Source organism: Blautia sp. ZXY-1-C6 (assembly GCF_056339875.1).
This window is the reverse complement of the sequence record NZ_JBWJVQ010000177.1, coordinates 1-17,411: the sequence shown is the minus strand read 5'-3', so window position 1 is coordinate 17,411 and position 17,411 is coordinate 1. Positions and strand designations below refer to the sequence as shown.

Sequence of the window (17,411 nt, the reverse complement as noted above, 5' to 3'; positions counted from 1 at the left end):
CCAGTGAAGTTCAGAAGTCTTACTGATTTCCTTATACAGTATCAGAACTGCATCTTCTGTAAAGCCCAGATGATTGACCTGCTGTCAAGGTTTGATGAAGTAAAGAATCCTGAAACCAGAGCCAAGAATCACAAGAAAAGATACGGCATTGAGTATTTCAGCAAGATGGATGTAGAGTACGCTGTTGCAGAGATTAAAAGAGCAGCAGAAAAATTCTTTGAGGGTACAGAAATGAACCTTTTTGAAAAAAGTTGAACCTCCACTTTTAATAAATATAGCTTCAAAAACTAATGATTAAGATGTCGTCCTGATGTCTTAATATGTTAGACATTATACTTACTATACTAATACTAAGAAAGGAATGATTCTTATTATGAAAAAGAATGATTTTATCTACAGTGGTAGTGCATTGTACAGAATCTCTAAGATAGAGAACAACCTAGTCAAGGTAGTACCTACTTCCAGAAAGATGACCTGTTCTCTTGCTTCCAGAACCTATCATCAGTCACAGCTTGAAGATTTAGGCTACAAAATAAGAGGTGATCTGCTATGATGAAGAAGCCTACTACCAAAAAACTCCCGGAGAAGCAGGTTGCGAGAACAGTTACAGCTAAAGGCAAGCCGTTTATGAAACTCTTCTCTGATGAAAAATTCTACCAATATCCAAGATACACCAACGTCTTTGTTTCTCAGTACGGAAACGTCATTTCTACTACAGGAACAGTTCCGCATCTGTTAACACCTCAGCTTGCACCCAACAACTACTTATACGTATCTCCTTGTAAAAAAGGAAAGAAGAAAAAATTTTATATTCACAGACTGGTAGCAGAGGTTTGGTGTCAGAAACCAGACTTTGAAATTCCAAACTGTCCTCTCCAAGTTCATCACAAATTAAAAGTACTCAGGAACTCAACGATAGACGTTAACTTTGCTATGAACTTAGAGTATTTGTACAGGCCGCATCACAAGGCTATAGAACACATAACGAGTTATCAAGTGCAAAGACCAACAGGAAAATGGTTTTATCTCCCAGATGTTCACGCAATAGCAGAATACTATAATACTTCTACTTATTCCATCTATCAACTTCTCACTCATTCCCCTAAAGAAATCAAAGGTAACTATGAAATTTATGAATCAGACAATATCAAAATCAAAGTAGGAAAAGAAAAATAACTATGACATTTTATACAATAACAGACCGAGTAGAAGAAGATATGCAGTGGCTTAATGATACCAAAGAGTTTCCGCTTGATTATTCCAAATGTTAAGGAGGTTCCTATGGATTATGAATTACATTTAGCAGGCTTAGAAATAGAAATCACAAGAGACTGCAATCTTAACTGCCCTCACTGTATGCGCTACGAGCCAGATGAGCCAATGGATGCCTACAGGGGTACAGTTATAGCCCCTGAGGTTATAGATGCCTTATTTGACCGCTACAGACACATAGAACTCCTATTATTGACAGGTGGCGAGCCTATGTTACATCCAGAGATAATTACTTATATAGTCGATAAGATTATAGAAAAGCAAGTCTACGTGGAACAGATACAGGTTATCACTAACGGTACAATAGCAAGCAAAGAAGCCGTTACAGCATTAAATAAGGCATACGAGTATATTACTGAGAACTGTGTTGACTGGGAGTACCCAGTTCATATAGGAATCAGCACAGACTACCATGATAACCAAAGTTCAATACAGACTGTATACAACTTCTACAAACAACAATGTAAGTTTGATGTCAGATTACATCAAGTCGATTTATCTGATGCAAAGCAATTATCACTTACGTACTCTGGCAGGGCTAAAACTTTAACCAATATAAATGAACATCTTGACCCTATCAATCATAAAATCTGTACAACCGCAGACGGAAAAGTTCTGTGTATGCTAGACTTGACTCTCACTGGAAATTTTGTTCTGGCTACTCAGCATTCGTTCCAAGATGCAGACAATCCAGAAAATATCCTCTGTCCTGTAGACGGAAATCTCTTACTTGCTATCATGCAATGGAACTATAATCATCCTCTGAACTGTGAAGAAGTTAAAGTAAAAGCATGGACGCAACATACTCTTGATACAGGAAATTATTTTGGCAAAAAAGCCACAACTCACGATTATGAAATCTGCAAACAATCCCTTGAATACTACAATGACACAGAAATATACAGAAAAGAAGTCCATGAACAGTTTCCTGCACTGTACCCGGATGATATAGAAAATATCTCTAATATGTCAGAAGAACAATCTTATCTCTGCTGTCAAATTCAAGCTACACTTCTACAGAGGATGCGCTCCTCTACACCTATTGATACATCTTGTTGGTGTACCTGTCCTAAGAAAGAATCACAAAATTAAAACTACAGGCAAGGGCTGTTTTCAGTCCTTGCCCTTACAAAGGAGAAATTAATATAGATACTACAATTTCATTTATTTCATTTCAATATTTGCTGAAAAATGGTATAATAGATACAGCGGATGTGCTGGAAAAAGCACAAGAAATGAAAAAACAAGAATTAATAAATATGAACCCGTGGGAAATGTATCAGGGAAAAGATTCCTGCTGGTACGTGTACCTCCCGTCTGAAAATGACTCTCAGAAGAGAGGAAAAAGAGTTAAGAGAAAAGATAAGAAAGATTTAGAGAATTTCTTAGCTGATTACTGGAAAGAAAAATCTTTTAATCCTACTGTCGAAGAAGTTTTTAATGAATGGAATGACCGAAGATGTAATTTAGGCAATATAGCCCAGTCAACCCATGAAAGAAATCAGCAAACATTCAACAGACACTACACCGACTTCGGAAAAAGAAAGATTAAATCTTTGGAGCCGCGCGATATTCAAGACTTTCTTGAAAGTGAAATCGGACAAAAAGAGCTGACTTCCAAGGCATTCTCAAATCTGAAATCTATTACTGTCGGATTTCTAAAGTATGCCAAAAGAGAACAGTATATTTCTTTCAATGTTAAAGAGACAGTGGATGATCTGGACGTGAGAGACAGCACCTTCAAAAAGACTGTCAAGGAAGATTATGAAGAAGTATTTGATGAACTGGAACTTCCGAAGTTTACAAAATATCTTGCTGAGAATGCTGATATTGCGAACCTAGGAATCATGCTCATGTTAGTAACAGGCATTCGTGTCGGTGAACTGGCGGCGTTAAAATGGGATGACTATGACGGAAACGGCTTGAAAATTCGCAGAACAGAAACCAGATACCAAGTGAAAAAAGGACTGAATGCCTACGAGATTAAAGATTTTCCGAAAACGGCAGCAGGAGCAAGATATGTTATTATTCCTGAGGATTGTTTGTGGATAATGAAGAAACTCAAAGCTATGAATCCCTTTACAGAATTTATCTTTATGAAAAAGGGCAAGCGTCTGACTACTGTATCATTCAGAAACAGGCAATATAGAATCTGCAAGAAAATTGGATGCTATCCAAAATCACCTCACAAGCTGAGAAAAACTTACGCTTCTCTTCTCTCTGATTACAACGTAGACCCTAAAATGACAATCGAACAGATGGGACATACAAATATTTCCTGTACACAAGGACATTATTTCAGGAATAGGAAGAGTCTCAGTACAAAAACTGCAATTCTGAGCAGTATCCCGGAACTGCAAATTGCACAAAAAAAATAATCAGAACCTATGTCCTGATTATCTTGAGTAACTTTTTGAGTAACTTTGATTTACTGGCACCTCACAAACCCAGTAAATAAGCCATTCTTAGCAAGCTGATGACGGGAATTGAACCCGTGACCCCTTCCTTACCAAGGAAGTGCTCTACCTCTGAGCCACATCAGCATTGTGTCGGATTTACCGCTCACATCTAAATATACTATCAGAACTTGTTTGTATTGTCAATCCCTATTTTTAACTTTTTGATTTTTATTTTTGGGTTTTATACAGATATCTTTCTATTTTTGATATTGCTCCAACTGCTCTCTGATCTTGATTCGGATACGCTGTAATGCATTATCTATGGATTTGGGTGTTTTTCCCATGATCCGGGCAATCTCTCCGTATCCGTTTCCTGCCAGATAATATTCAAGAACCTGGTTCTCCATTGGACTTAACGTTGCTGTTATCTCCTGCTCCAGATCCTGGACATTCTCCTGGTCAATAATGATAGACTCCGGGTTCTCTCCCCAGTTATCTCCAAGATGTTCTTCATTTTCCCCATCCTGTTCGCTGAGGGAAATATAGGAATTCAGTGGCTGGTGCTTCTGCCTGTTGGAACTCTGGATGGCGTTGTAGATCTGTCTGTCCACACATATACTGGCAAAGGTCTGGAATGCAGCATCCCTGTCCGGCTGGTAATCGCGGACTGCCTTAAACAGTCCGATCATGCCTTCCTGTATCAGGTCATCGTTCTCCCCGCCTATCAGGAACATGGTCCTTGCTTTCTTGCGGACCATGTTCTTGTATTTTTCCATCAGATAGTCGAGGATTTCTGATTCCCCGTTTTTGAAACGGGAAATTAATTCTTCATCTTTAATTCCGTCATACTGTTTCATCAATTTAACCCTTCCGTTTTTCTGAAAATCTCTATCATTCGCCCAGAGGGCTTCTTATAGCATAACAATATTGTGGAATAATTTTCTGCTGCAAAAATTCCTCTTAATAATCGCTGCACATCCTCACGAAGCCTTTATCTCAGACTGAGATAAACTTATTTCTTCTGCAGTCTCTGACGTACAATCTCATATCCAAGTACTCCGGCTGCCACAGATGCATTGAGGGAATCAATGTCACCCTTCATAGGAATAGATGCCACGAAATCACACTTCTCACGGATCAGTCTGCTTACACCTTCACCTTCATTGCCGATCACTACGCCGATCGGACCTGTCAGGTTAAGGTTGTACATGGTTTCGCCACCCATATCTGCACATACAAACCACATACCCTGTTCTTTCAGTTCATCGATGGTATGTCCCAGATTGATAACCTTTGCAACAGGGGTATAGTTTAATGCACCTGCTGAAGTCTTGGCAACTGTGGATGTCAGTCCAACTGCTCTCCTCTTGGGAATGATCACCCCATGTGCACCTGCAAGGTTTGCTGTACGGATGATCGCACCAAGATTATGAGGATCCTCAATATTATCCAGGATAAAGATAAACGGATCTTCTCCTTTTTCCTTTGCCTTCGCAAGAATATCTTCTACACTTGCATATTCATAGGCTGCCACCTGAGCGATTACGCCCTGATGTGCGCCTGTCTCGCTTAACTGATCCAGACGTTCTTTTGCCACATAGTTAATAATCGTATCTTTTTTTCTTGCCTCTCTGGCAATAGTGCGGACCGGTCCGTCCTGGCATCCGTCCAGGATAAAAAGCTTATCTACACATTTGCCGGAACGAAACGCTTCCAGAACCGCATTGCGTCCTTCTATCTGTTCACTCATATCTTATCCTCTCCAATCCCTGCACGGACCAGTTCTATGATCCTGCTGAAATCATCTTTTAAATATAAATAGCCCATCAGAGCTTCAAATCCTGTTGCCCTGCGGTAGTCTGCCATGGTTGCATGTTTAGCCATTGTAGGAGAATGAGCATTCCTTCCTCTTCTGTAAACGCTGTGTTCCTCCTCTGTAAGCATGGGCTCGATTACTTCCATCATGGAAGACTGAGTTCCTGCCTTAACCAGACTGCTGGCTTTTCTGTGAAGCTGATTTACCGGACAGTTGCCTTTTTTTACAAGGATCGTGCGGATCACCAGTTCATAGACGCCATCTCCGATATACGCCAATGTCAGCGGAGAATAGGTTCGCAAGTCTTTATCTTCCAAATGAAACAACTGATGAAGCATGCCTTTCAAACTACTCAAATTCTCTTCATTAAGTCCGTTTGTTTCACTCATATCATTTAAGCTCGTTTCCATTTTACTCCCTCGCGGGTATCCTTAAGGATGATTCCCTTAGCCAGAAGCTCATCTCTGATCTCATCTGCTCTTGCGAAATTCTTTGCTTTTCTTGCTTCCTGACGCTCTGCGATCAGGTCTTCGATTTCTTTATCAAGGATTTCTTCTGTTTTCACAGCCTTCAGACCAAGTACATCGCATAATTTCACCATTGTGTCAAGAAGTGCTCCTGCAAATTCTGCGGAACTTGCCTCTGATACATTTGTATTTGCAAATTTAACCAGTTCAAAGATTGCTGCCAGTGCATCTGCTGTGTTGAAATCATCATCCATAGCTTCTTCAAATTTCTTTACGAATTCCTGTGCCTGTGCAAGCAGTTCTTTCTCTGCATCTGTTGCTGTGTCTGTCTGTGCTGCTGCTTTTCTGTCCTTTAAGTTTGCTGCTGCATCTGTGATACGCTCTAATGCATTCTTTGCAGCTTCCATCAGATCTGCGCTGAAATTCAACGGACTTCTGTAATGTGCGTTCAGCATGAAGAAACGAAGCACCTGCAGGTCATACTGTTCACTGATTTCACGAACAGTACGGAAGTTTCCAAGAGACTTGGACATTTTTCTGTTATCAATATTTAAGAATGCATTGTGCATCCAGTATTTTGCAAAGATTTTGTCGTTGCAGCATTCACTCTGTGCGATCTCGTTCTCATGGTGAGGAAAGATCAGGTCTTCTCCGCCTGCATGGATATCAATCTCATCACCAAGGTATTTTTTCGCCATAACAGAACACTCAATATGCCATCCCGGACGTCCGTCACACCATGGTGAAGGCCAGGATGGTTCTCCCTCTTTCTTCGGTTTCCAGAGAACAAAATCCAGTGGATCTTCTTTCTGGTCTTCACCGGATACCTGCAGAGAACGGAAGCCGGACTGCAGATCATCCAGGTTCTTGTGCGAAAGTTTGCCATATTCTTTGAACTTCTTAACTCTGAAATAAACAGTACCGTCTGCTGCCGGATAAGCATATCCCTTATCAACCAGAGTCTGGATCATACTGATCATTCCGTCGATTTCCTGTGTTGCCTGTGGATTGGTTGTGGCAGGTTTTACATTCATGCCATCCATATCTTTCTTACACTCTGCAATATAACGCTCGGAAATTTCCTGTGCGCTTACGCCCTCTTCGATTGCTTTCTTGATGATCTTGTCATCTACGTCTGTAAAATTGGAAACATAGTTTACTTCATATCCTTTGTATTCCATATATCGGCGTACGGTATCGAAGATGATCATCGGACGTGCATTTCCGATATGGATCAGGTTGTATACAGTCGGACCGCAGACATACATACGAACTTTTCCCTCTTCAAGAGGTACGAATTCTTCTTTTCTACGTGTCAGTGTGTTAAAAAGTTTCATGTTTTATTCCTCCAGTTTTCTCTATCATTAACTCTCTTTTCTTTCATTAAGAAGACAGATCGCCTGAGATGCAATTCCTTCTTCTCTTCCCGTAAATCCCAGTTTTTCCTCTGTAGTGGCCTTAATGTTCAGCTGAGACTCATTGATTCCCATTGCTTTTGCCATATTGGCTCTCATCTGTGGAATATGAGGTGCCATCTTTGGTTTCTGTGCAATGATCGTTGCATCTATATTTCCGATCTCATAATGGTGCTCTCTCAAAAGCTTCGTCACATGTTCCAGCAGCAGAATACTGGAAATTCCTTTATATGCAGGGTCTGTATCCGGAAAATGTTTTCCGATATCGCCCAGTGCAGCAGCTCCCAGAAGTGCATCCATAACTGCATGGATCAGTACATCTGCATCTGAATGTCCCAGGAGACCTTTTTCCCAGTCTATCTTCACACCACCCAGAATCAGATCTCTATCTTCGGTCAGTCTGTGTACATCATATCCCATTCCAACACGCATAATCATTCTCCTCTTATATCCAGCATCTTGCTGATTCTCAATAAGCTTAACCGTCTCCTTGTATAAGGAGCAAGTCTGAGGCTTGGCAAAACAGCCGATTCATCGAGTCCGATATCATAAACGGTTTTCGCGCATCCGGCTTTCTCCAGCAAATGGAACATAGTCTGTTCACTGGGAAGCTCATCAATAATCTCCTCTATCCCGTTCAGGCATTTTTCCAGATGCTGGGGTGAAATAGTTTCTAACAATTCCGGCTCATTTTCTTTTCTTATTTCTTCCAGAAGTCCTTTTTTTCCAAAAGTTTCTTTCAGAAGCTCCTCGTCCTCATTCTCATAGGGTTTTGCGTGACATCTTCCCTGTGTGATGGCTGCAGCGATACGCTTGTATTCTTCCAGTACAAGAAATGCTGCTACAGAAACCTTCTCTCCGTGGAGTGCATCCAGCGGACCATTGATCACTTCCATATCCCACAGATGTGTGACCTGGTGCTCTGCACAGGACGCAGGCCTTGAATTACCGATCATCTGCATTGCAAGTCCGGAAAGAATCAATGCATACATAAGCTGTTCGCATTCATCTTCCTCTCCCTCTGTAATATCCTGAATCGAAGATTTCACAGTTTTTAACGCTTTCTCTTCCAGCTTTACAGTTTCGCGGCAAAAATACTCTCCGGTGACCAGGTTCGCGATCTTCCAGTCTGCAAGACAGATGTATTTCGCCATCAGGTCTGAAATCCCGGCTGCAGTCAGGCGCTGTGGTGCTTTTGAAAAAATATCTGTATCTGCATATACACAGATCGGAGCTACTGAAGGCACAGTCTTCTTTACTCCATCCAGAGTCATTGCTGCTACTGTTGTTACAAATCCATCTCCACTTGCTGCGGTAGGCACTGAAATGAAAGGTACTTTGTAATTATGTGCAATATAACGGCTGATATCATGGATCGTGCCTGCTCCTACTGCAAGGATCAGGTCAATATCCTCTTCCATGTTGTTCTCCACAATTTTTATTGCATGCCGGTCTGCCTGAAGTCCCTCTGCATCCAGAACAAGTACCTGGCACCTGTCATAGATATCCTCCATAAGTTCCTCTGTTGCCGCATAGGTATTGGTGTCGCAGATGACCAGCGGGGATATGTACTCTCTGAGCATTCCCTCTGACATCTCTTCTTCAAGCTTCTCCACAGCTCCGGCTTCTATCAAAATCTCTTTCACTGCAATCTGGTGTTCCCTGCCGCAGCTGCAAGGTCGGGCAAAATCGTCCGCATCAACTCGCATTTAAATTCTTCCTCCTGACTTTCCTGAATCAAGCGGATAAAATCATCCGTTTGACTATCTGCTCATAATTGAATAGTTGTTTCACAGCCTGATTCGGTTAAACTTTTTTCTATAGGCATAGTTCGTTGGTATTATACATGATTTTCCTGTAAAAATCAATCATTCCGCGCAGGTCTGGCGGCTACAGGTTCAAATAATTATATACAATCTTTGAAATATTCTGTATGTTCGTCACCGCCGTACTCTCCGGGCAGTTTTCAGACATCACACATAGGATATAAGTTGTCTTTTCGCCATAGACAATTGCGATATCGTGCTGATCCTGGTCTGTCTCGCCGGTCTTGTTGGCAGATTTTATTCCATCCGGAAGTCCCTGGGGGATTTTCCAGGTGTTTTCCTGATTTGACAGAAGATTTAACATTTCTTCTGACGCCTCTTTGCTGACACATTCCCTCTTGTAGATTTTTTCAAGCAGAGTGCCGCAATCTTTTACAGAAGTCATGTTTCTGCCACCCAGACTCTCCTGTGCGGATGCTGCAGGATGGAGGGTGTGCTGCACACTTGTCTCTGTATAGCCCTCTTTTTCCAGATATTTGTTAATATCCTCCGCACCTTTTTTGAAATCAAGGGAATCTGTCTGAAGCTTCACCAGTTCATTGCAGGATTCATTGTCACTGACTGTGATCATATTCCACAGCAGGTCATTTAATTTTACATCTACAGTTTTTGTATCTGCAGTATTTAATTTCTTTGCCTCATCTGCCTTTACCTGCTCCATGTCCTCATAGGTCTTTGCCATTACAAAGGCTTTGATTAGACTTGCAGAATAAAGGGAAGTATCATTGATCAGGATTTCCTTTTCTTCATTAAGGTCTTTCACATAAACACTCCAGGTTCCCTGATATCCGGACAGCATCTTCTCAAGCTGAGGCTTCAGATTATCCATCCCAAGATCATCCATATTCACGATCTTTCCCGTATCATCCACAATAAAACCATCATCCGTCACTGTGCTTTCCTGAAGCAGGGCACCATTTGTACCGCCAAAATAATAGCTTCCGTCAAAATTCATTTCATAACAGTCCATCTCAAGTGAATAGATACCTGGCTCGGTTACCAGTCTGCCATTTTCATCAAAATAATAATATCCATTCAGAGTAATCCCGTCTATTGCCAGATTGTCAATATACCTTACCTGCGGTGCTGCTGACAGACGCCCCAGATTGTTCACAAAGTAATATCCGTCAAATTTCTCTGCCTCCTGGGTATTCTGTGTATCAGCTTCCTCATCTGTCTTATCCCCAAACACTGCAACACCTTTCAGATGCTCCATATGAGGACTGCAGGCTTTGAATTTCCCATCTGCATCATGGTAATAATATCCGTCAAATACAGTTCCGTCTATCTCATAATCCTGAAAATAATGGATCTCCGCCTGGGTACTTCCGGCGCCATTCACATCCAGACAGTAAAATCCGTCACTCTTCATCATATATTTGCCACTTCCGTCTCCCATGGGCTGAATCTGTGCCTGCCCGGTGACAGATGCAAGGCTCTGCTGTGCAGCCATAACAGGAACCGGCAAAGCCAGTGCCATGGAAATGGCTCCGGCCAGACTTCCGGCTATGATATAACTTTTAATATAATATTTCGCTGTTTGTCTATTTTTTCTCATGCAAAACTCCTTTTACGGTTTCTTTTCACATCCCATTCACAGTAAGCAAAGTATATATTGTTTTATTCAGGATAGCAAGATTTTTATCTTTTTTCCAGCAAAGACCAGAATCTCAGTATCAGTGTTCAGTTCTTTTCTCTGATCCTGTTCCAGAAGCTTCCCAGCTGTTCTTCCACAGTATTTAAAGTACAGTTTCCCCTGTCAGACCATTCAGCAGGAAACAGATTCCTGTAATCTTTTCCTGTAAATCTCTCGTCCAGCAGAAGTATGATCCCTGTGTCCTCCTGGGTTCTGATCACACGCCCGGCTGACTGCAGCACCTTATTCATCCCCGGATATCTGTATGCATAATCAAATCCATTCACACCCTTTTTATCATAATATTGCCTGAGGATCTCCCTTTCTGTTCCAATCTGAGGAAGACCAGTCCCTATGATGATTGCTCCGATCAGCTTCTCTCCCATCAGATCAATCCCCTCTGAAAAAATCCCGCCCATTACGCAAAATCCTACCAGCGTTCCCTCTGCTGCAGAAAATTCCTCCAGAAATTCCTCTTTCTCCCTTTCATTCATTCCCGATGTCTGCGAAATACAACGAACCCATTCCGCTGAAAACTCATTCTCATACACCTCCAGAACATCTTCCATAAATTTATAAGAAGGAAAGAATACCATATAATTTCCTTTTCTTGTCCATACAGTTCTGGCAATGTAAGATGCGATCCTGTGATATTCCTCATATCCTCTTCTGGTATACCTGCTGCTCACATCCCGTCCTGTGAGAATGCACCTGTTCTCCTGCCTGAAAGGAGAAGTCACATAAATCCCATAGTCATCCTTTCTGGTGCTTAAAAGTGCACGGTAATAATCCATGGGAAGCAGAGTCGCAGAAAAGAACACCGCACTTTTTCCCTTTTCCAGACATCTATGAATATTTGCTGCAGGATTTACACAGAAAAGCCGCAAAATCACCTTTCCCCCTTCTCCCATTTCTGTATAAACCACATAATTTTCATCCAGAAGTTCATCAATGTTCAGGAAATCTCTCACACAGAAGTAAAATTCCAGCAGCTGCTCCGGAAGTTCCTTTCCATGAAGTTCCTCCAGGAGCTTATCCATCTCCCCCATCACCTGAAGCATTCCCAGAGAAACTGCTCCGGGATTTGGCAGGATTTCGTACTCTGTACACTCCTTTTCCAGAGTTCGAAGCTGTCTGTTCACTTTTTCCAGTGCTCGCACCAGACCTTTGCTGTAATCCCCGGCCAGTCTCTTCGCCTCCAGTACATCCGCTCTATCCACATGAGCACTGTACATTTCCCTTCCCCTGTCCACCAGATTGTGAGCTTCATCGATCAGAAAAATGTATTCTCCGGAAGTACCCTCCCCGAAAAATCTTTTCAGATAAACATTGGGATCAAATACATAATTATAATCACAGATCACAGCGTCCACCCAGACTGCCAGATCCAGGCACATTTCAAAGGGACACACCTGCCATTTCTTCGCATATTCCAGCAGAGTATCCCTGTCATAGCTGTCCTGCGTGGTCCACAGTTCAAAAACAGCATCATTCACTCTGTCCAGATGTCCTCTCGCCCACAGACAGTTCTCAGGATTGCATTCTGTTTTATCGCAGAAGCACAGCTTTTCCTTCGCGGTAATAGTTATCACTTTAAATTTCAGTCCATGCTCCTTTAATATGGAGAAAGCTTCTTCAGCCACAGTCCTGGTAATGGTCTTTGCTGTAAGATAGAAAATATTTTCCCCTAATCCTGCACCAACTGCTCTCACTGCCGGAAAGATCGTGGACATGGTCTTTCCTACTCCTGTAGGTGCCTGGACAAAAATCTGTCTTTCTGTGGATATAGTGTGATATACACCGGATACGATTTTTCGCTGTCCCTCACGATATTCAAAAGGGAACTCCAGATCACTCATGGACACATTCCGTTCTTTTTTCCATGCAAGCTGGTATGCGATCCATTTATGATACCTGTCCAGAAGCTTCTGGTACCACAGCCCGAGTTCTTCCAGCGTATATTCCTCTCTGAAAAACTTAAGCTCCTCTGTGTCCAGATTCCCATATGTCATCTGCACTCCGATCTTCTCTGCTTTCTGTTCCTGCGCATAGATCCAGGCATAACACATTGCCTGTGCGCGGTGAACCTCTACAGGCTTCTCCAACTGACTGACATCTGCATAGACACCCTTGATCTCATCGATCCAGCACTGTCCATCCTCTGTAAAAATTCCGTCAGCCCTGCCCTCTACCTGGATACTTACATCTTCATATTCTGTTTTATATTTAAGAGAGACCTCCGCTCTGTAATGGCTTCCCATCCTGCCCTGTATTTTTCTGTGCAGTCTGCTGCCCTTCTGCATTGCTTCTCTGTCAGAAGATCCTCCCCGGTTGTCAAGATCCCCGCTTCTTAATATAAACTCCACCAGATTTCTGACGGAAATACGAACCACCGGCTTATCCATATCAAAACACCTCACGCAACAATAGCTATCAAATAGTTACCCAACATCGTCCGTTCATTATAACACAGAATTCATCATCATGTAAAAACTCCTGAATTGTCAAGCGGATATTCGCAATCCGCTTCGCTACGCGGCTCTACACCGAATAACTGCTCCGCAGTTTATCAGAAGGAGCTTGCACTCCTCCTGATACAAGCAAGTCCCCACCCACTGCTTATTGCTTTTCGCAATTGAAGCAGTGGGTGGAGACTTACTTGATTCGGTTAAAAAGCCGCCAGAAATCTCTATGCTGATTTCTGACGGCCCATTATTTTGTTTATCTTATAATTGGTAAAAATCATATCCACCAATTGCTCCGCTGTGAAGGAGCTCCTGCAATTCTCAATTAGATCTGGGTAATTACAAAGATATCATAAATTGCCTTTACCGCAGTCTCAAAATCTCTGTTCTCCACACCGATAATGATATTCAGCTCACTGGAGCCCTGATCGATCATCTTCACATTTACATTTGCATGGGCAAGTGCTGAGAAGATTCTTCCTGCTGTACCTCTGGTGGATTTCATACCACGTCCTACAACAGCGATCAGTGCAAGGTCAGATTCCATTTCTACGAAATCCGGCTGTACTGCACGATGAATTCCGGCAATTACCTGCTGTTCCTTTTCTTCGAATTCATCCTGATGTACATATACAGTCATTGTATCGATTCCTGATGGAACGTGCTCAAAGCTGATTCCCTGATCTTCGAATACCTGAAGTACCTTACGTCCGAAACCAACCTCACTGTTCATCATGGATTTCTCAATATTGATAGAACAGAATCCCTTCTTACCTGCAATACCTGTAATTGTAAATTTCGGCTTCTTGCATGTACTCTCAACAATAAAAGTACCCTTGTCTTCCGGTCTGTTTGTGTTTTTGATATTGATCGGAATTCCCTCTTTACGAACCGGGAAGATCGCATCTTCATGAAGAACAGTTGCACCCATATAAGAAAGCTCTCTGAGTTCTCTGTAGGTAATGCTCTCGATTACTTCCGGATTTTTAACAATACGTGGGTCTGTTACCAGGAAACCGGAAACATCTGTCCAGTTTTCATAGAGGTCTGCCTTAATAGCCTTTGCCACAAGAGAACCGGTTACATCAGAACCTCCTCTGGAGAAAGTTTTAACTTTTCCATCTTCACCAGCGCCATAAAATCCAGGGATAACGGCACGCTCACATTTTGCCAGCTTTTTGGACAGAAGTCTGTCTGTCTTCTCGGCATCCAGGTTTCCGTTCTTATCAAAGCGGATCACATCTGCTGCATCAACAAATTCATAACCCAGATATGCTGCCATCACCTTACCATTGAGAAATTCTCCTCTGGATGCTGCATAATCTGTGCCAGCCTGTGCCCTGAAATCAGCTTCGATCTGAACAAATTCGTCTTCCAGAGAAAGATCAAGGTTCAGTCCACGGATGATTTCATAATATCTTCCCTTGATTTCCTGCAGGATCGGTATGAAATCCTCCCCTTCAACTGCAGTATTATAACATTTATAAAGTAAATCTGTAACCTTTGTATCTCCGTCAAATCTCTTTCCGGGAGCGGACGGAACCACATAACGTCTGCTCTCATCACTTCTGATGATCTCCCCTACTTTCTGAAACTGTTCTGCATTTGCCAGAGAACTTCCTCCGAATTTAACAATTTTCTTCATTTTTCCTGCTCCTCATATGTCACTAAATATTTTCAGACCGATCTCCCATCAGTCTTTGTCACTCTACCAACATAAAGTCTGTTTAATATTGTATTGAATAAACGCCAATTTTGCAAGCCTTTCTTACAGAAATATCCGAAAATGGTTATTTTCCACAATCTGCCGAAGATTCCTGCTGTTTTTTTACAAATTCTGTCACATTATAAACACGAAGGATATCTCCATCCACCCGAAAATGAATATCCTTCTCTCCAAAAGGCATTCCGTAAGACCGTTCCGGATCATTCTGATAGGCAGGAGGGGATCATCTGCAAGCACTGCGATCAGAGCCTCTCTGCTTTCCCCGGGTATTCTTTCCAGAAGCTCCTGGGGAAATTCTACATTCAGATGATGATCTTTGGAATATTCGGTAAAACTTCCTGTTGCTTCCGGATGGCAATCCGCATAAGGAATATATGGTTTAATATCGAAAATCGGTGTTCCATTCATCAGATCTGCACCTTCTACATAGAGTACAGGGCTGTCCGGCTCATCCAGAGCTACTTTCTCAAGCTTCACACAGGATAATCCTATGGAATTGGGACGGAAGGGAGATCTTGTGGCAAAAACTCCTTTTCTCACATTTCCCCCAAGTCTGGGCGGGCGGACAGTCGGTGACCACTTTGTCCTCTTTGCCTCCGAAAACTCCCAGATCAGCCAGATATGACTAAACTCCTCCAGGCCACGGCAGGCATCCACATTGCGATATTCCGGCTCGAATACAATTCTCGCTTTAAGCGCCCCTACACGGCCACTCTGCCTGGGAATACCGAATTTGGTTGGAAAATTATTTTCTATATGTGCGATTGGAACCATTGTATTATTCTCCTTTTGTAACTGTTCAGTACCTTCACAGTTACGAGTCAAAATCCACAAGAAAGAATCCTGCTTGCGGGATTTTGGCATGTTCATGCCAAAACACCTCGCGAGATAGTAGACTGCTGAATAGTTACGAAATATCTTTTATAATAGCAATTTTAGTATAATCAAGTCCTATCTATGTTTTTGCGAACGAGACGATTTGCGAAAGTGATATGCATATTTATGGGAAATCTCTGTTCTATATGGAATGCATATAAAATATCCATAATGACTTTGAATAAGTAAACAAGCATATCTTCTTTCCTTTTTCTTTAAAAGTTCTTTATATGGCGGATTCGGATATTTCTCGTAAAATTCATCTGAAAGGCTATAAACAGCATAGTCAATTTCCAATTTTCTTCTCCTTATATACATATAAACGAGAGGGAAAATGAACTCCCTCTCGTTATACTCTTCGCTCGGTCATATTTTATTTTACCGATGAGTCAGAACCGTCACTCATCTCATCTCTCGGTTATATTTATTTTACCGATGAGTCAGAACCGTCACTCATCTCATCATGCGAATAGAGAATTAACTCTCTATATATTGTATTATATAACATATTTTCTTAAATAGCACAATCCTATATTTTTAATTTTTCAAACACGCTCTAACATCGTTTCTGTTCACAGCAATATGCTTTCTAACACACTGGACTTGTGTGAATTTATATTATTTGATCTTAGCGCTCTTTGCTTTAGAATAGCTGCTGTATATTCTTTTACCGTTTTCGGTACGATATGCCCGCACCTTGTAATAGTATGTTTTCTTAGACGTAAGCTTCTTATTTATATAAGAAACAGTGCTTCCCTTTTTAATCGTTGATACTGCCTTATATTTACCGGATTTGGATGTGGCACGGTATACTACATACCCTTTGGCACCGCTTACCTTTTTCCATTTCAGTGTAGCCTGTTTCTTACCGGCAGTTACTGTGACAGCCGGGGTTTTCGGTTTTACTGTCTGTGCCGGAGTTGGTGTCGGTGCAATTCCATTGGTTGTTACAGAGAAGTTTTTGTCATAACTGCTTTTAATAGCACCGCCCCATTTGGTGGAAACAGCCTGTACACTGTAATAATAAGGAGTTGACGGAGAAAACGCTGTATCTGTATAGGAGAGGTCTTTGACCGTAGCAATCTTTGCGAATTTGCTTTCACCCATCTTACGTCTTAAAATAATGTAAGAATCTGCATTTTCATATTTATTCCAAGTAAGAAGAACTGTATTTCCTGCCGCCTTGCAGGTTGTGATCTCTGGCATTCCTGCTGCAAAGAGGTCTTTTGCAGTACCCTTTACAACTACATGGCACACTGCGGTTACATTCTGATCTGTTTTTACACGGATATCGGTTTCTCCTACAGAAACAGGTGTGATAACACCCTTCTGGTCTACTTTGGCAACGCCTGCATTATCAGAGGTCCATACCAGTTCCCCGCCGCTTCCCTTCGGACTGAATGTCCAGGTCAGGGTATAGGTTCCCTGATCAATTGCCAGAGTCAGCGTTTTGTCACTCAAAGCAATGCTCTGTGCCGGTGCTGTAACAGTCACGTGGCAGGTGCCTTTCGTT

At 42.0% G+C, this 17,411-nt stretch carries 16 protein-coding genes and 1 tRNA gene; 5 read left to right on the top strand and 12 right to left on the bottom strand.

Going from position 1 to position 17,411, the window contains the following annotated elements; genetic code table 11:
- From AC075J_RS09660 to AC075J_RS09640, 5 genes are all read left to right on the top strand, one after another.
- Window positions 1–255, top strand: a 255-nt coding sequence (locus AC075J_RS09660; RefSeq protein WP_476390268.1) for a hypothetical protein, incomplete at its 5' end; no start/stop codon positions are given.
- Window positions 256–373: 118 nt separating this feature from the next.
- The gene (locus AC075J_RS09655) at window positions 374–553 is read left to right on the top strand and encodes a hypothetical protein (RefSeq protein WP_118338741.1); all 180 of its coding nucleotides are present in this window, start codon (window positions 374–376) and stop codon (window positions 551–553) included.
- The gene (locus tag AC075J_RS09650) at window positions 550–1,176 is read left to right on the top strand and encodes a hypothetical protein (protein WP_118574865.1); all 627 of its coding nucleotides are present in this window, start codon (window positions 550–552) and stop codon (window positions 1,174–1,176) included. Before AC075J_RS09655 ends, AC075J_RS09650 begins: the two co-directional genes overlap by 4 nt.
- Before the next feature lie 105 nt (window positions 1,177–1,281).
- Entirely contained in the window at window positions 1,282–2,364 is a 1,083-nt protein-coding gene (locus AC075J_RS09645; protein WP_173696992.1) for a radical SAM protein, read from the top strand.
- A gap of 143 nt (window positions 2,365–2,507) precedes the next feature.
- A complete protein-coding gene (locus AC075J_RS09640; RefSeq protein WP_179976436.1) occupies window positions 2,508–3,650 on the top strand; it encodes a tyrosine-type recombinase/integrase in 1,143 nt (380 codons plus the stop codon).
- 93 nt (window positions 3,651–3,743) lie between these two features.
- Here the strand turns inward: AC075J_RS09640 and AC075J_RS09635 are convergent.
- From AC075J_RS09635 to AC075J_RS09580, 12 genes are all read right to left on the bottom strand, one after another.
- A tRNA-Thr gene (locus AC075J_RS09635) sits at window positions 3,744–3,815 on the bottom strand.
- Between the two features lie 113 nt (window positions 3,816–3,928).
- Window positions 3,929–4,531 carry an RNA polymerase sporulation sigma factor SigH gene (gene sigH, locus AC075J_RS09630; RefSeq protein ID WP_049947391.1) on the bottom strand — a complete coding sequence of 201 codons (603 nt, stop codon included), beginning with the start codon at window positions 4,529–4,531 and terminating at the stop codon, window positions 3,929–3,931.
- 152 nt (window positions 4,532–4,683) lie between these two features.
- Entirely contained in the window at window positions 4,684–5,421 is a 738-nt protein-coding gene (gene rlmB / locus AC075J_RS09625; protein WP_161276295.1) for a 23S rRNA (guanosine(2251)-2'-O)-methyltransferase RlmB, read from the bottom strand.
- Window positions 5,418–5,897: a Mini-ribonuclease 3 gene (locus tag AC075J_RS09620; protein WP_022380425.1), complete on the bottom strand. Its 480-nt coding sequence runs from the start codon at window positions 5,895–5,897 to the stop codon at window positions 5,418–5,420. The genes rlmB and AC075J_RS09620 overlap by 4 nt, the downstream gene beginning before the upstream one ends.
- Window positions 5,882–7,291: a cysteine--tRNA ligase gene (cysS, locus tag AC075J_RS09615; RefSeq protein WP_055151918.1), complete on the bottom strand. Its 1,410-nt coding sequence runs from the start codon at window positions 7,289–7,291 to the stop codon at window positions 5,882–5,884. The genes AC075J_RS09620 and cysS overlap by 16 nt, the downstream gene beginning before the upstream one ends.
- A gap of 27 nt (window positions 7,292–7,318) precedes the next feature.
- Window positions 7,319–7,801: a 2-C-methyl-D-erythritol 2,4-cyclodiphosphate synthase gene (gene ispF / locus AC075J_RS09610; protein ID WP_008705528.1), complete on the bottom strand. Its 483-nt coding sequence runs from the start codon at window positions 7,799–7,801 to the stop codon at window positions 7,319–7,321.
- A gap of 2 nt (window positions 7,802–7,803) precedes the next feature.
- A complete protein-coding gene (locus AC075J_RS09605; protein WP_161276296.1) occupies window positions 7,804–9,078 on the bottom strand; it encodes a sn-glycerol-1-phosphate dehydrogenase in 1,275 nt (424 codons plus the stop codon).
- Between the two features lie 181 nt (window positions 9,079–9,259).
- The gene (locus tag AC075J_RS09600) at window positions 9,260–10,753 is read right to left on the bottom strand and encodes a serine hydrolase (RefSeq protein WP_347028534.1); all 1,494 of its coding nucleotides are present in this window, start codon (window positions 10,751–10,753) and stop codon (window positions 9,260–9,262) included.
- 125 nt (window positions 10,754–10,878) lie between these two features.
- Window positions 10,879–13,236, bottom strand: coding sequence for an ATP-dependent DNA helicase (locus tag AC075J_RS09595; protein WP_347028537.1), 2,358 nt, complete (start codon window positions 13,234–13,236; stop codon window positions 10,879–10,881).
- Window positions 13,237–13,621: 385 nt separating this feature from the next.
- Complete coding sequence (locus AC075J_RS09590) at window positions 13,622–14,941, bottom strand: aspartate kinase (protein WP_347028538.1); 1,320 nt, start codon at window positions 14,939–14,941, stop codon at window positions 13,622–13,624.
- Window positions 14,942–15,136: 195 nt separating this feature from the next.
- Window positions 15,137–15,796, bottom strand: coding sequence for a tRNA (N6-threonylcarbamoyladenosine(37)-N6)-methyltransferase TrmO (gene tsaA / locus AC075J_RS09585; protein WP_476390267.1), 660 nt, complete (start codon window positions 15,794–15,796; stop codon window positions 15,137–15,139).
- Window positions 15,797–16,516: 720 nt separating this feature from the next.
- The coding region (locus tag AC075J_RS09580) for an Ig-like domain-containing protein (RefSeq protein WP_476390266.1) at window positions 16,517–17,411 on the bottom strand (895 nt) is incomplete at its 5' end.